Origin of the sequence: Comamonas sp. Tr-654, from assembly GCF_011752915.1 — a bacterium.
Taxonomy (GTDB): domain Bacteria; phylum Pseudomonadota; class Gammaproteobacteria; order Burkholderiales; family Burkholderiaceae_C; genus Comamonas.
The window spans coordinates 292,944-308,086 of record NZ_VWWQ01000007.1; the positions used below are offsets into that span (position 1 = coordinate 292,944).

The 15,143-nt window shown below is 64.6% G+C and carries 12 protein-coding genes; 3 read left to right on the forward strand and 9 right to left on the reverse strand.

What is annotated here, in order from left to right; all coding sequences use genetic code 11:
• Positions 1 to 60 precede the first annotated feature (60 nt).
• The gene (locus tag F3J24_RS21155) at positions 61 to 1,122 is read right to left on the reverse strand and encodes an aldo/keto reductase (protein ID WP_043372126.1); all 1,062 of its coding nucleotides are present in this window, start codon (positions 1,120 to 1,122) and stop codon (positions 61 to 63) included.
• Positions 1,123 to 1,279: 157 nt separating this feature from the next.
• On the opposite strand from F3J24_RS21155, the gene F3J24_RS21160 reads away from it, so the two are divergent.
• Positions 1,280 to 2,260: an alpha/beta fold hydrolase gene (locus F3J24_RS21160; RefSeq protein WP_167010371.1), complete on the forward strand. Its 981-nt coding sequence runs from the start codon at positions 1,280 to 1,282 to the stop codon at positions 2,258 to 2,260.
• A gap of 127 nt (positions 2,261 to 2,387) precedes the next feature.
• On the opposite strand, the gene F3J24_RS21165 is transcribed toward F3J24_RS21160, so the two are convergent.
• A complete protein-coding gene (locus F3J24_RS21165; RefSeq protein ID WP_167010373.1) occupies positions 2,388 to 4,943 on the reverse strand; it encodes a penicillin acylase family protein in 2,556 nt (851 codons plus the stop codon).
• A 184-nt stretch (positions 4,944 to 5,127) separates the two neighbouring features.
• On the opposite strand from F3J24_RS21165, the gene F3J24_RS21170 reads away from it, so the two are divergent.
• Entirely contained in the window at positions 5,128 to 5,520 is a 393-nt protein-coding gene (locus F3J24_RS21170; protein ID WP_167010375.1) for a hypothetical protein, read from the forward strand.
• A gap of 35 nt (positions 5,521 to 5,555) precedes the next feature.
• On the opposite strand, the gene F3J24_RS21175 is transcribed toward F3J24_RS21170, so the two are convergent.
• The gene (locus tag F3J24_RS21175; protein ID WP_043004447.1) at positions 5,556 to 5,804 is read right to left on the reverse strand and encodes a hypothetical protein; all 249 of its coding nucleotides are present in this window, start codon (positions 5,802 to 5,804) and stop codon (positions 5,556 to 5,558) included.
• Between the two features lie 255 nt (positions 5,805 to 6,059).
• Here F3J24_RS21175 and fusA point away from each other — a divergent pair, with 255 nt between their 5' ends.
• Positions 6,060 to 8,192 (forward strand): elongation factor G, encoded by a 2,133-nt coding sequence (gene fusA / locus F3J24_RS21180; protein WP_167010377.1) that lies wholly within the window; start codon positions 6,060 to 6,062, stop codon positions 8,190 to 8,192.
• 64 nt (positions 8,193 to 8,256) lie between these two features.
• Here fusA and F3J24_RS21185 read toward each other — a convergent pair whose 3' ends face one another.
• The 6 genes from F3J24_RS21185 to F3J24_RS21210 all read right to left on the reverse strand — a co-directional run bounded on the left by F3J24_RS21185 (position 8,257) and on the right by F3J24_RS21210 (position 15,126).
• A complete protein-coding gene (locus F3J24_RS21185) occupies positions 8,257 to 8,622 on the reverse strand; it encodes an STAS/SEC14 domain-containing protein (RefSeq protein ID WP_043372113.1) in 366 nt (121 codons plus the stop codon).
• A 122-nt stretch (positions 8,623 to 8,744) separates the two neighbouring features.
• Entirely contained in the window at positions 8,745 to 10,532 is a 1,788-nt protein-coding gene (locus tag F3J24_RS21190; protein ID WP_167010379.1) for a hypothetical protein, read from the reverse strand.
• Positions 10,529 to 10,984 (reverse strand): hypothetical protein, encoded by a 456-nt coding sequence (locus F3J24_RS21195; RefSeq protein ID WP_167010381.1) that lies wholly within the window; start codon positions 10,982 to 10,984, stop codon positions 10,529 to 10,531. The genes F3J24_RS21190 and F3J24_RS21195 overlap by 4 nt, the downstream gene beginning before the upstream one ends.
• A gap of 156 nt (positions 10,985 to 11,140) precedes the next feature.
• The gene (locus tag F3J24_RS21200) at positions 11,141 to 12,190 is read right to left on the reverse strand and encodes an LD-carboxypeptidase (protein ID WP_370527759.1); all 1,050 of its coding nucleotides are present in this window, start codon (positions 12,188 to 12,190) and stop codon (positions 11,141 to 11,143) included.
• Between the two features lie 299 nt (positions 12,191 to 12,489).
• Positions 12,490 to 13,878 carry a tRNA adenosine(34) deaminase TadA gene (gene tadA, locus F3J24_RS21205; protein WP_167010383.1) on the reverse strand — a complete coding sequence of 463 codons (1,389 nt, stop codon included), beginning with the start codon at positions 13,876 to 13,878 and terminating at the stop codon, positions 12,490 to 12,492.
• 60 nt (positions 13,879 to 13,938) lie between these two features.
• Positions 13,939 to 15,126 (reverse strand): branched-chain amino acid ABC transporter substrate-binding protein, encoded by a 1,188-nt coding sequence (locus F3J24_RS21210; RefSeq protein WP_167010384.1) that lies wholly within the window; start codon positions 15,124 to 15,126, stop codon positions 13,939 to 13,941.
• Positions 15,127 to 15,143 lie beyond the last annotated feature (17 nt).

Consider the following 15,143-nt stretch of genomic DNA (forward strand, 5'->3'; position numbering starts at 1 on the left):
CTTGATAGCTGCTGGCACATGCTCCACATGGGCCTGCAGCCATTTTCCCTCATTAAATGCTCAGACAGCGGGGTCGCGCATCTCCCAGCGGATGGTGTCGATTGCGGCCAGCAGCTCGGCTGGCAGCTGCGTGCCCCAGGCATTCAGATCCTCGTCGAGCTGGGCCACCGAAGTCACACCGATGATGGTGCTGGCCACCTGCCATTTGGTGTAGCAGAAAGCCAGCGCCAGTTGCACCGGCGTCAGGCCATGCTGCTGAGCCAGCGCGTTGTAGCGGCGCGCAGCGGCCAGCGCATCGGGGCGGCCCCAGCGCTGTCTCTGCACCGATTCATACCTGGCGATGCGTGCCTGCTTGGGCGCGCCCTCCTCGGTCGGTGCGAACTGGTCGAACTTGCCCGTCAGCAGGCCGAACGCCAGCGGCGAATAGGCCAGCAGCGACACATCGAGGCGGTGGCAGGTTTCGTCCAGCCCGTTCTCATAGCTGCGGTTGACCAGGCAATAGGGATTCTGAATCGCGGCCACGCGCGGCAGCCCGTGCTGCTCGGCCAGGCGCACGAACTCATGCACGCCATAAGGCGTCTCGTTGGACAGGCCGATGTGGCGGATCTTGCCCTGTTTGACCAGACCGGCCAGGGCCTGCAGCTGTTCGTGGATGGGCGTGAGCGAGCTTTCCTTGGCAGGGTCGTAGTACATGCCGCCGAAGGCCGGCACATGGCGCTCTGGCCAGTGAATCTGGTAGAGGTCGATCACCTCGGTCTGCAGGCGCTCAAGGCTGGCGTCGCAAGAGCGCACGATGTCCTGCGCCGACAGGCCCGAGCCTTCGCGGATCCAGGGCATACCGCGCGAGGGGCCGGCCACCTTGCTGGCCAGCGTGATCCGCTCGCGCATGCCGGGGCGAGCCTTGAGCCAGCGGCCGATGATGGACTCCGTCGCGCCACAGGTGGCCTCGCGGGCCGGCACGGAATACATTTCGGCCGTATCGAAGAAATCCACGCCGCGTTCCACGGCACGGTCCATGATGCGCCAGGCTTCGGCTTCGTCGACCTGCTCGCCAAACGTCATGGTGCCCAGACAGATGGGGCTGACGCGCAAATCGCTCTGACCCAGAGCGACGGGATTCATGGAAAGACGTGAGTTGGATGCAGCAAAAGTCATGCGCCCGAGTTTAGGGCCTCAGAGTGTAAGACCACGGCGGGCTCCCTGTTTTTGCGCACCCGGCTGTCCCGCGCACGACGGGCCATGCCGCAAGCGCAGCAATAATCAAATCAACGGAGACCCTATGACCACGCATCACCCCACGCAGACCAGCCCGATCACCGATATCCCGCCCTATCAGCCGCGCCGCCAGTGGCAGTCGCAGATGCTGCCCGTGCGCAATATGCAGTGCCACCTGCGCAGCTGGGAGCCCGAGCCCGGCTCCCGGCTCGATCCGGATCTGCCGGTGCTGGTGCTGGCCCATGGCTGGATGGATGTGGCCGCCTCCTACCAGTTTGTGGTCGACGCTTTCAGCGACGCCTTTGTCCAGGGTCGCCGCATCGTGGCCCACGACTGGCGCGGCTTCGGCCTGAGCCGCGCCGCCGAACCCTGCGACAGCTACTACTTCACCGACTACCTGGCAGACCTGGACATGCTGCTGGAGCAGATCTCGCCCGATCAGCCCATCGACCTGGTCGGCCACAGCATGGGGGGCAATATCTCCTGCATGTATGCCGGGGCGCGGCCCGAGCGCATTCGCCGCTTTGTCAATCTCGAGGGCTTCGGCATGGCGCCGACCACGGCCGACCAGGCCCCCGGGCGTCTGGCTCAATGGATGGATCAGCTGCGCGAGCAGCGTGCCGGCGGCCTGGGCCTCGCGTCCTACGACAGCGTGGAGGCCGTTGCCAACCGCCTGCAAAAAACCAATCGCCGCCTGCCCCGCGACAAGGCGCTATGGCTGGCTCACCATTGGTCGGCCCCCGATGCCCAGGGCCGCTGGCATATTCTGGGCGACGCCGCGCACAAGATCGCTAACCCCTATCTCTACCGCGTGGACGAAGCGCTGGCCTGCCTGGCCGCCATCAGCGCGCCTACGCTGTCGGTGGAAGCGTCGGACGACAGCCTGGGCCAGTGGCATCAGGGCCGCTACACGCTGGAGCAATACCACGAGCGCATTCGCCACATCCCGCAATGCGAGATCGCCCATGTGCAGGACGCAGGCCATATGTTGCACCACGACCAGCCAGAGGCCGTGGCCAGGCTGATTGAAGACTTCCTGCGCTGAAAGACTGTGACTGCTGAGACTGCGACTGCTGTTTGCTATCTCTACAGGAGCTTGTAGCACATGCGATCGTTGATTTTCAGCATTATTTATATCTGAAATCAATATTTCACATGCGCTATAAGCTCACTTATTTATAGCCTCCCCCCTGTCCGGTCTGCAGCTCCAGCACATGGCGCCAGCGCCTCGGCTGCATTTGCAGCTTTCGGTAACGGCCGTCGGCCCACTCCGCACTCATGTCCGCATAACGGGCCGACAGCGCCAGCCCGCTCTGCCCCGTCTGGTAGATGAACTGCGAGGACTCCGGATCGCCCAGGTCGTAGATGGCGCGCAGCGAGGGCGCATGGCGGCTGACAAAGCGCCCGGCCAGCGGGCCTTTGGCATCGGCGGGCGGCGGATTGGCGTTGTACTGCCCGACATTGACGCTATAGGCATCGCCGCCAGAGGCCACGCTCACATTGAATACCCCCGCCAGTGCCGCCACCGAGCCCAGCGGCTTGTGCGCGCTGAGCGCCGGGTGCTCCGCGCCCCAGCGCCATTGGCGCGGATCATTGCCGTAGGCGGCCTGCAGCTTGCTCAGCGTGCGGGTCAGCGCCTGCCCGGCCTGTTGCTCGCAGCTCAGCGGCGCGCACCACCAGGCGTCATTGCGCGCGAGGATTCCTTCCAGCCCGGCGCGGAAGTCGCGCTTGCCGTAGCTCATGGCAAAGCGCTGCTCGCCAATGCGCGCAATCACCAGAGCGCGCGTCAGCTCGTCGACCCAGACCGAGAAGATCAGCGGCTCCGGCCTGTCCCGCTCCATCTGCCCATCAAAGCCCGCCAGCAGTTGCTGCGCCTGCGCTGCCAGGGCGTGGCTCGATTGCGCCCTGCGCAGCACGGGCAGCAAGGCCCGGGTGGCCAGGGACTGCACATCGTTCTGGATCGTCGCCATGCTGTCCACATCATGCTGGTTGCCGGCCGCCAGCAACTGCTCAATGCGCTGGTGGCGATAGGGCAGGCTCCAGTCCTGGGTCAGGAAATGTGCATAGCCCGCTTCCGTCACACGCTGGTTGGCCGTAGCCACGAAGCCCCGCGTGCCGCCATCGTCCTGCGGCGTCTGCTCGTAGCCCAGCCAGCCCTGCCAGTCATAGCGCGCATCCCAGCCAGGCGCCGGCGCCACGCCGCGCAAGTCATTGTCGGGCGCACGCACCGGCACCCTGCCCGCGGCCTTGAAACCGATATGGCCCTGCACATCGGCAGCCACAATGCTTTGCATGGGCGAGTGGTAGATGGAAAACGCCTCGAACAGTTCGGCCACGGTCTGCGCCCCGTTGGCCCTGAGGCCGGCCTCCACCGTGCGGTTGTCGGTGTCCAGCGCCGCCCAGCGCAGGGCCAGCGCATAGCGATCGGTGTTGATGACCTTGCCGTATTGCTGCTGCGCATCGCTGATCACGGGGCCGTGGCGCGTGCTGCGCAGCGTCACCCTGACGTCGCTCTGGCCCTTGACCTTGAAGACTTCCTCGCGCACGGCAAAATTTTCCCAGCCCGTGGGCGTGCGGTATTGGCTGGCATCGGCCGGGTTGATCTGTTCCAGGTACAGATCTTGCACATCGGGGTTGGTGTTGGTAAAGCCCCAGGCCACCTGCGCCGTGCGGCCCAGCACCACGAAGGGCATGCCGGGCAAGGTGGCACCCGTTACATCCAGCGCGCTCAGGACGCTGCCGTCGCCGGCCCGGCCCTGCGGCGACTGAAGGCGCGCGAAATACCAGATGGCCGGAGCGCTCAGCCCCAGATGCGGATCGTTGGCCAGCAAGGGCTTGCCGCTTCGGGTCTTGCTTCCAGCCACCACCCAGTTATTGCTGCCCAGTCCGTCATTCGTGCCCATATCCCTCGCCGTGGAGGCCGCCCATTGCTGCAAGGCCGACTGAATCTGCCCGGCCGGTGCCGAGACCTTGGGCTGAGCATCCGCCTCCCGGTAGACACCGAGCTGGCGGTACAGGCTGGCCAGATCCACCGCCGTCGCGGGCGGCTCGCCCGGATAGGCCGGCATCAGTTGCCACAGTTGCTCGGTGCTCAGGACCTGCAGCAGATTCAGCCGCGCGAACTCGTTGCCCCAGTTGCCGCCCAGGTCCAGCGCCATCATCAGCGCCCAGCCCACGGTATCTTCCGGCTCCCAGTTGCCGGCCCGGGTGCCCAGCAGCAGGAACTCCGGGGCGGCAGCCTGAGCGGGCCTCGCATGGAAGGCCGCAATGCCCTGGCTGTAGGCCTGCAAGGCTTCCTGCACGGCAGTCGGCAGCGCCGCGTACTGGCGGCGCGCCGCGCCATGAATGTCGAGCGCACGCATCAGTTTGTCCAGCTCCAGCGTGGCCGGGCCCAGAGTCTCCGACAGCCGCCCCTGCATCAGACGGCGGTTGAACTCCAGCTGCCAGCCGCGCTCCTGCGCATGGACAAAGCCCAGGGCTCGCCAGGCATCCTGCGGCGATTGGGCGCTGATATGCGTGACATCGGAATCGTCGCGTCTGACCCACACACTGCGCTCAAGCCCTTCGAGGACCAGCTTGCCATCCAGGCGCGGCTGGGCCCGCACGCCATAGACCGCCAACGCGGCTCCTGCCAGCAAAACCAGTCCGCAGGCCGCAGCCGCCAGATGCCATGTGCGCCTGAGCCAAGGATTGGCAGAAGGTTCTGCCGCCGAAGTGATGTCTCCCATATCGCCTCTTGTCATGCGTCCGGTGCGCAACATCCACATGCTGATCGCGTCCAGCCATGGGCGACAATACCTGTTTGGGCCATGGCCCGGTGTTAGGTAAATGACTTACGCAGACTCGGATCAGGCAAGGTGTTCAATGCCTGTGGTGCTTCCCTGTTTGCGTCAGTCCCAAGGAATTCAACGCATGTGGCCCTTCAGTCTGTTCAAGAAACTCAGCCAGGACCCGGCCGTGGGTCAGCCCCGGGGCGACTATATCGGCTGCTATCTGCTGGGCACGCATACCAGCGGGCGCGACGATGACATCAGCTATATCTCGCTAGCAACCACGCGCGAGCAGCTGGAGCAGGATGCACGCCAGTATCTGCAGGAGTTCCTGGAGCAGCATCCGCAGCTGAACGAAGCGGAGCGCCTTGCCCTGCAGGATCTTCTGGAGCACTGGAATGCGCGCGCCGATGCCCACCTGACCCAGGACGGCGGCAAGCCCGGCCAGCCCCTGGCTGTGCAAGGAGGCAGCGAGCTGTTCCTGCGCACCGGCATGCGGGCCCGCAAGAAGGAAAAAGGCGTCTATCTGGAATAGACGCCGAGGCGGCGGCCGCTGCCCGACGCCTGCCGCTACTGCGTGAAATTCATGTCGAAGCCGGCTTCGGTCAGGCGTACCTCGCCGCCTTCGGCTTTTTCCAGCCAGCCCTTGCCGACGGCCCAGTCCAACGCAGACTGGCGCTCGCCTTCACCGATGCCATGCTTTTGCAGGTCGGCGGCAAGCACTTGCTCGCTCATGCCTTCGCCGGCACGCAAGCTTTGTTCCACCACCAGGATGTAGACCATCTTGTGGGCGGCTGTCTGAATGCTCTGCTCTGTCATGTCCAGGAGTCCTTTGGCCGCAAGGCCTTTGAATGCGAGATGCGAGAAAAAGCCAGACACGGCCGGGCCAAAAGCCTTGCGCTTTGCCCGGGGCCTGGTCTTCCCACCGCTGGTTGTAAGCCGCCAGTCATACCCACTCTGGCAGTGAGTTTGTAGCCATCTCTCTAGTATTTCCGATGCATTTCCTCTGCCTGCTGGCACCGCCACCATGGTGTCGGCATTTCAGTTTCACAACTGTGTTTCAGGGAGGTCATCATGGCTCGCCACACGCCCATAGAACGCTATCGCAATATCGGCATCTCCGCGCATATCGATGCCGGCAAGACCACAACGACCGAGCGCATACTGTTCTATACCGGGGTCAACCACAAGCTGGGCGAAGTCCATGACGGCGCGGCCACCATGGACTGGATGGAGCAGGAGCAGGAACGCGGCATCACCATCACCTCGGCGGCCACCACGGCCTTCTGGTCGGGCATGGAGCACAATTTCCCGGCCCACCGCATCAACATCATCGACACCCCCGGTCACGTGGACTTCACCATCGAGGTCGAGCGTTCCATGCGCGTGCTCGACGGCGCGGTCATGGTCTACGACTCCGTGGGCGGCGTGCAGCCGCAGTCGGAGACCGTCTGGCGCCAGGCCAACAAATACAAGGTGCCGCGCCTGGCCTTCGTCAACAAGATGGACCGTGTGGGCGCCGACTTCTTTCGTGTGCGCCAGATGATGGTGGACCGCCTCAAGGCCCACCCCGTACCCATCGTCATTCCCATCGGGGCCGAGGCCGATTTTCACGGTCTCGTCGATCTCATCAAGATGAAGGCCATCTTCTGGGACGATGAGTCGCAGGGCGTGAGGTTCGAGTACCAGGAGATCCCCGCCGCGCTTCTGGTCAGCGCACAGGAATGGCGCCAGAAGATGGTGGAGGCAGCTGCGGAGGCCAATGAAGCCCTGACCGAGAAATACCTGGACAGCGGCGACCTCGATGCCGAGGACATCATCACCGGCCTGCGCCTGCGTACCATTGCCACAGAAATTCAGCCCATGCTCTGCGGCTCGGCCTTCAAGAACCGCGGCGTTCAGCGTCTGCTCGACGCAATCATCGAGCTCATGCCTTCGCCGCTCGATGTCCCTGCCGTCGAAGGCCATAGCGAAGACGATAGTGCCAGCATCACGCTGATACGCCATGCCAGCGATGACGAGAAATTCGCAGCCCTGGCCTTCAAGCTCATGACCGACCCCTTCGTGGGCCAGCTGACCTTTGTACGCGTGTACTCGGGCGTGCTGGCCAAGGGCGATCTGGTCTACAACCCGACCCGCGGTAAAAAGGAGCGCATAGGCCGCATCGTGCAGATGCATGCCAACGCGCGCCAGGAGATCGACGAAATCCGCGCCGGCGACATCGCGGCCTGCGTGGGTCTCAAGGACGTGAGCACGGGCGAGACGCTGTGCGACCCGCAAGCGCCCATCGTGCTGGAAAAGATCTCCTTTCCCGAACCTGTGATCGCCCAGGCAGTGGAGCCCAGGAGCAAGGCCGACCAGGAAAAAATGGGCCTGGCGCTGGCACGCCTTGCTGCCGAGGACCCGTCCTTCAGGGTCAGCAGCGACGAGGAGTCGGGCCAGACCATCATTGCCGGCATGGGCGAGCTGCACCTGGAAATCATCGTCGACCGCATGAAGCGCGAATTCAATGTGGCCGCCAATGTGGGCAAGCCCCAGGTGGCCTACCGCGAGACCATCCGCAAGACAGTCAGCGATGTGGACGGCAAGTTCGTGCGCCAGTCCGGCGGCAAGGGCCAGTACGGCCATGTGGTGCTGACCGTGGAGCCGCTGGAATCGGGCAAAGGCTTTGAATTTGTCGACGAAATCAAGGGCGGCGTGATTCCGCGCGAATTCATCCCCGCCGTGGAAAAAGGCCTGCGCGAAGCCATGAACTCGGGCGTTCTGGCCGGCTACCCCGTGGTCGATGTGCGGGTGCGGCTGACCTTCGGTTCCTACCACGAGGTGGACTCCTCGGAGCAGGCCTTCCGCATGGCCGCCATCCTGGGCTTCAAGGAGGCCTGCAAAAAGGCCGACCCGGTGATTCTGGAGCCCATCATGGCCGTCGAGGTGGAAACTCCAGAGGAATACGCGGGCGCCGTGATGGGCAATCTGTCCTCACGCCGCGGCGCGGTGCAGGGCATGGACGATATGGCAGGCGACGGCAAGACCATCAAAGCCGAGGTGCCGCTATCGGAAATGTTCGGCTATGCCACGCACCTTCGCTCCATGACCCAGGGCCGCGCCACCTACACCATGGAGTTCAAGCGCTACGCACAGGCCCCGCAGCAGGTAGCCGCCAGCGCGAGTGCTTCGGGCGCGACGGCCGGCCACCGAAAACAGGGCTAGGCTGATCCAGGCAACTCGGCCGCGGCTCGGCGGCAGAGTTGCCGGACTGGTTCAGATATGCAGCTCAGGCTGCATGCAGCCACTGCATGGCCATGGCATCTTCGGTAAACGCGAAATGCCTGACCTCGGCATGCGTAAGATGCCTGCCGACGAATTCGGCCATGCCCGCCAGATGACTGTCGGTCACCAAAGCGATCTGCTCCACCTGATGGCGATGGTCTCTGACAAAGCCCATATGGGCGCTGAAGCCGGCCCAGTTTTCCCAGCCGGGAAAGTCCTTGGACTGGATCATGACTCCATGTAGTTTGGGATGCTCGGCCAGGAAATCGTCCACGTCCTGGCTGACGCCGTCGAAATCCTGCTCGGTCAGGGGCCCATGGGGCTCCAGCAGCAAGATGCCTTCGGGTTTCATGAGGGAGTAATTGAGCATATGCAACTCCTGCAGCGAAACTTCACTGTACGCCTGCGCTCGTGGGAATGCAGCCCTAGACAGCACCCGCAGCACAGGCTTTCGCAGCCCCTGATGCAGCGCCGGGCCGACTGTGAAGTCGACTAGGGACAGCCCATGGCCCGGCTCAGGCCCTGCAGCTGCTCGCCCAGCGCAGCACGCAGATCGGCGCGCATGGCTTCGCGCGTGAGCAGCTCTTCGGCATACAGTGCCGCCCAGTCGATACCCACGCCCAGCACCACACCGGCAACCGCTCCCGCCACCGCCCCCACGGCTGTGCCGACACCAGGAATGACGGAGCCCACGGCCGCACCGGCCACCGCTGCCCCGGCCTTGCCCAGACCCTGCTTGGCAGCGGCTTTGGCCAGCACCTTGCCGGCGGCCTTCATCGAAGCCTTGGCCATGGCCTTGCCCGCAACGGCCACAGCAAAAGCACCGCCCCCCGTGCCCACCAGGGCGCTGGCCGTCAGCCGCTGGCGTGCATCGCCCAGAAGCTCCAGCGCAGGCAGACTGGCCACCTCGGCACGCACCAGACATTGCTCGGGACCCAGGGCCAGATGATGGCGCGCCAGGGTTTCCTCGATGCGCTGCTGGCCCTCGGCCAGAGCAGCGCCGCTGCTCAGTGCCTGCTTTTGCAGCGTCTGAACCCAGCCCTCCAGTCCTGGCGTGGCTACCAGGGTTTCGCTGAGCTTGTTCTGCAGAAACTGGTTCACATCGCCCGTGAGCAGACTGAGGATGCGACCCCACTCCGCGCCCAGACTGAAATACCAGTCCAGATAGCGTTCGACGGCGGCATCCAGCTGCTGATTCATCTCCGGGATGCTCTGGCACAGGGCCTGTCCGGCCTGGGCCCGGCCCAGCAACTGCATGACCTGCTCGCGTGTGGCCTCCAGCGTGCCGAGGCTGTAGAGCTGCTGCCCGATGCGCTCGCACTCGGGCAGACGCCTGAGCGCAAGCGGACTGTCATGGGCGCGCGCCAGTCCATCGATGCTGGCTGCGGTCTGCACCAGAATGCCCAGCACCAGCACGCCAATGAGGCTCAGCAGGGGCGCCGCGCCATGGCGCTCCCCCCCCGAAGGCCTGGCCTGCAGCAGAAGGGCCGAGGAAGCCGATGCCCCTTGCATGGCTCGCCCCAGACACAGCAGCACGCCTACCGGGCCGAACAGCGCCAGCAGCAACAGGCGCAGCACGGGCAACTGAGGCAGGTCGGCCATGGCCCCGCCCGCCAGTTGCACGGCAAGCAGGGCATCCAGCCCCCAGCGCACCAGCCCCGAGGGCGCTGCATGAATCTGGGCCAGAGCGTGATTCAGCGCGTCAGGCTCCATGCCGACCGCCAGCGCACGCCCCATATCCTGCTGACTGGCCATGCCATAGAGCCAGCCAGCACCCAGAAGCACCAGCAACAGCCAGCTGGCGCCACGCTGAGCCCAGGCCCAGGCAAAGGCCGTGGATGAAAACTCTCGCTTCAGTCCCGCCTGCAGGCCACAGGCCAGCAAGACATGGAGCAAGGGAGCCAGCGCCAGCAGAGCCCATTCCCAGGGCGCCAGAAACCATGCCTGCCAGAGCGAGCTGGTGCACAGCAACAAGGCCAGTGCCAGTGCCTTGCAGGCCGGCCACCAGCCGCCACCAAGCCAGCGGCCGATATGCCCCTGCGGCGCGAACTGCAAGCGCAGCAGCTTTTTGCGCAGCATCAGGAGCAGCCAATGCCCCCAGGCTGGCAGCAGCACCAGCAGCAAGACTGCGAGCAGCCAGCCCCAGGGCGGTAAGCGCGTCAGCAGATGGGAAAAGCCGGCCAGGGCCGCCAGCCACAGCCAGCCCAGCAATAGCGCGCGCAGCAGGGTCTGCGGCCGGGGCAACCCCGGCGCGTTCACTGGCGCACCAGCGCTGTTCATGGCTCGCGGCTCTTGCCCGCTCCCCGTCCCGCTGCGGCAATACCTCTGGCGATCCGAGCGTTGTAGACCGTCAGGCGGCTCAGGCCCAGTTGCTCGGCAATCCTGGCATCGGACGCGGTGCCGAGCAAAGCCACTGCCTCGTCGCACCAGTCAAAAGCACTGCTGGCAGCAGCGCCCGTCACCGAGGCAATCCCCAGCTCGGTACGCCTGGCCACCACGCTGGCCTTGCTGATGCCCAGCTGCCTTGCCACCTCGGCATCAGCCTCCTGGCCCAGCAGAGCCAGTGCTTGCGGGGTCCACTGGAAATGCCCGTAAGCCGGAATGCCCAGCGCGTTGCGCTTGAGGTTGACCGTCTTGGCCGATGTGCCCCAGCGCTCGGCCAGCACCGAGTCTTTTTCCTGACCCAGGCAGGCCAGCATTTCCTCGGTCCACTGCAGTGCAGCCTTGCCCATGCGTGCGTCCTTTCCAATCTCCAAAATACAAGCCAGATCGGCACTTATCCTATATGCAGCCTGCGTTTAAAGCTATCAAAACAGAGATCGCTTAGGCACAGCAGAAGGCGCAGGCCATGTTCACGACGCTTCGGCAACCTCAGCGGCAGTCTGCCTTCAGACATGTCCCCAGTAGATCAGCGCATCTCGCCCTTCCACGGACAGCGACACCTGCGCGCCCACAGGCAGCAGCACCTTGGTAGGCACATGGCCAAAGGGCAGACCTTGCAGCACGGGGCGCTTGAGCTGCATACGCAGCCAGTCGATCACGGTCTGCAGCTTGAAGCCCTTGTCATGCGTGGTGAGCTTGAATTCGGTGAACTGGCCGAAGACGATGGCTTTCTGCTTTTGCAGCACGCCCGCCAACAGGAGCTGTGTCAGCATGCGCTCGATCCGGTAGGGGTGTTCGCCCACGTCTTCAATGAACAGAATGCCGCCATCGACCTGCGGGAAGTAGGGCGTGCCCAGCAGGGACACCAGCACCGCCAGATTGCCGCCCCACAAGGTGGCTCCGCCGGGAACATAGAAGTCCTTGAGCTGGGGCTTGCCATTGGGCAGCTCACCAATCCTGGGCATCTGCCAGCCCGCGCCCTCGCCCTGGCCGCTGAGCAGGTCCTCGAAGCAGTCCAGCATGATGTCGTCCACGGGCTCGCCGGTCTTTTTGCTGTCCACGCCGAAGTCGGCGTTGAGCGCTGGACCCGCCCAGGTGACCGAACCGGTCTGTGCCAGCATGGCCAGCTGAAAAGCCGTGAAATCGCTGAGGCCGACAAACTTGGTGCCATTGGCAATAGCCTTGGCCACGGTCTTGTACTTGATGCCCGGCAGGATGCGCGTGAGACCGTAGCCGCCGCGCGAAATCAGCGCCACATCGGCCCCGCTGGCGGCGGCGCGATGGATAGCGGCCAGACGGGTGGCGTCGTCACCCGCAAAGCGCTGGCTGCTGGCCAGCGCATCGGTGTCGACCTCCACCTCGTGACCCAGGGCTTCCAGCTGCTTGATGCCGCGCTTGAAGGCCGCCTTGTCGCGTACCGCCCCCGAGGGCGAATAGATATAGACATGCTTGCCACCATGGCTGTGATCATGACCGCAGCAGCTGCCATCGGCGCTGTGCACATGGTCGTGATGATCGTGGTGGCCATGTTTATGGCTGCAGTGCTCGTCGTGCACATGTGCCTGGTGGGCAGGCTCCTGCATGTGCGCGTGCGAGTGGGCGTGGTGCTGGGGATCTTGCTGCTGGGGCGCGGTAGTGGATGCCGGGGATTTGCGCGAGGTTGCCAAAGCCTTTTCATGCGGCCACCGGCCGCATGCTCCGTGAAAAGTGGGTGAATCTGCAGATTCAGAAGTTCATACGACTTACGTAAAACAAGTTCAGACAAGACGACTGCTTCAGAAAGCGAGCCCTTGTTGCATTCTTGTTTGCATAAGTCCTGGTTCAAATGCTTGCTCCGCCGGTCTGGCCGATCAGGCTACGGCGCAAAGTATTCCACAGCCGCTGCACCGCCGCCCTGCCCTGCTGCAGGAACCGGAGCGCCAGGCCGGGTTTGCCGCCAGACCCCGGCCTGTGCCGCCAGTTGCGGCACGGCCTGCAGCCAGGCTGCCTGCCATTGCGCGGCAGACACGGTCTGCTGCGTGGCTGCGGGCTGCAGCCACAGCCTGCCGGCCTGCGCCCATTGCTGCAGCAGGTCGGCGGGCGGCGCCGTCAGCTCGGTCTGCAGGCGCGGCCATGCCTTGAGTGCGGCCCGATGGCCGGGCTGCACAAACGGGGCGTTCCAGGCGCGTGCCTCTTCAGGTCCTTCGGCATCCACTGCCTTGTGCGGCCCTTCCAGCTCTTTCATGGCCTTGGCCACATCCCAGGCCGGCTTGCGTGCGGCCTGTTCAAACCATTTCATACGCTGCTGCGGCTGCGTGTTCAGCGGCCAGGTGTCAATCAGCCACGCGCCGGCAAAGCGCTCAGGCAGGGCTTGCGCTGCGGCCAGACCCAGGCGACCGCCATCGCCCTGCCCGACCAGTACCAACCGCCGCAGGTTGAGCGCTTCGATCAGCTCGGTGATGATCTGCAAATGCCATGGCGCGCTGTGCTGCTTGTCTTTCTTGGGCTGGTCGCTGCGGCCAAACCCCGGCAGATCGGGCACCACCGCACGATGACCGGCGGCCAACAAATCAGGCAGCAAATGCCGGAAGCCATAGCCCCATCCTGGGCTGCCATGCAGACACAGCCAAGTCAGCGCGGCATCCTCGGGCCCTTCATCGACCGCGGCCAGACGCAGGCCCTGCAGCGCCGGCAGATCGCTGCGCCACTGCGGCTGCCAGGGCCAGGCGGCCAGGTCGGCAAACGCCTCATCGGCATTGCGCAGCGCCCAGTCCTTGAGCGGGTGCGGCTGCTGCGCCTTTTTTTCCTGGCGTCGCAGCTGGAAGAACTCCGCCATCAGTGCCGAGCACTCCGCAGCCAGCACGCCACGCAACACCCGCGTCTGGTGATTGATGGCGGAGTAGCCAAAGACATCGAGCACCGATCCCGCTGCACCGGTCCTGGGCTCGGCCGCACCATAGACCACGGCGTCCACACGCGCATGCAGCATGGCGCCGCTACACATGGTGCAAGGCTCCAGCGTCACATACAGCGTGCAGCCCTCAAGCCGGTAATTGCCGAGGGCCCGTGCCGCCTCGCGCAGGGCCAGCACCTCGGCATGGGCCGTAGGGTCCTGGGCCGAGAGCGGGCTGTTATGGCCGCGGCCTATGACCTGCCCGTCCTTGACGACCACTGCCCCCACCGGCACCTCGCCGCAGGCGGCGGCGCAGCGTGCCTGCTCCAGCGCCTGGCGCATGAAGTGTTCGTGGGAAGCATCAAGATTCATAGCTCTAAGCGTCTGACAGACAAGGGCCGGATGACAATTGTTTGAAAAGACCAGCGCCGCTCAATGGCCGCTGATCACCAGTTCCTTGCGCTCGCCGGAGTCATAGCCGTAGAGCGTGACGCGCGGATTCTGCAGCTCGCCCTGCGAATCAAAGGCAATCGTGCCGGTCACCCCGTCGTGGCGGGTCTGGCGCAGACGTGGCAGATACGCCTCGGCCTGGGCCGAATCGGCGCTCAGCATGGCCTTGGCCAGCACCATGGTCGCGTCATACGCGTAAGGGCTATAGACCTGATACTGGCCGGGAAAATGCTGGTCGTATTTCTGCTTCCAGTGCAGACCACCGGGCATATTGCCCAGGGAGCTGCCGCTCATCACGCAAACCACGTTCTTGAGCGCCGGCACCTTGTCGGCCATGGCAGGCAGACGCTCGGAACATTGCGCATCGCCGCCCAGGAACTTCACCTGATTCATGGCCAGCTGCGACATCTGGCGCAGCATGAGTCCGGCCTGCGCATCGAGCCCGCCGAAGAAGATCGCATCGGGTTTGCGGCCCTTGATGGCGGTGAGGATGGACGAGAACTGCGTGGCCTTGTCGCTGGTGTACTGCTTGTCGACGATCTGCACATCGCGCTCGGCCGCTGCGGCTTCAAACAGCTTGACGATGCCCTGTCCATAGGCCGTACGATCATCCACGATCGCGATGCGTTTGACGCCCTGATGCTTGACGGCATAGTCCAGCAAGGCATTGACCATGGCCCGGTCATTGGCGATGACACGGAAGGTGTCGTCATAGCCGGCCTCGGTAATCGCGGGATTGGTGGCGGCAGGGGTGATATTGGGAATACCGCAGTCGTTGTAGATCTTGGCCGCCGGCAAGGTCGTGCCCGACTGAAGATGCCCTACTACGGCCGCCACCTTCTTGTCGCAGAAGCGGCGTGCCAGCGCCGTGGCCTGGCCGGGATCGCCCGCATCGTCGCCGGCCTCCAGCTTCCACTGCACGGGGCGGCCGCCCAGCTGCAGCTTGCGGGCATTGAGCTCGTCAATCGCCATGCGCACGCCGTTCTCCTCATCCTTGCCCAGAGCTGCGATGGGACCCGAAACCGGGCCGCCGTGAGCGATGCGCACCACCAGAGGCTTTTCCGCGTCCGCCGCATAAGCGGACGACAGGGTCACGGCGACCAGCGCCAGGCTCAGGGCAGACGAGGTGCGAACACGGCGGCTCTGGGCCGAGCGATCAGTCATGGACATGCTTTCTCCTTGATGAA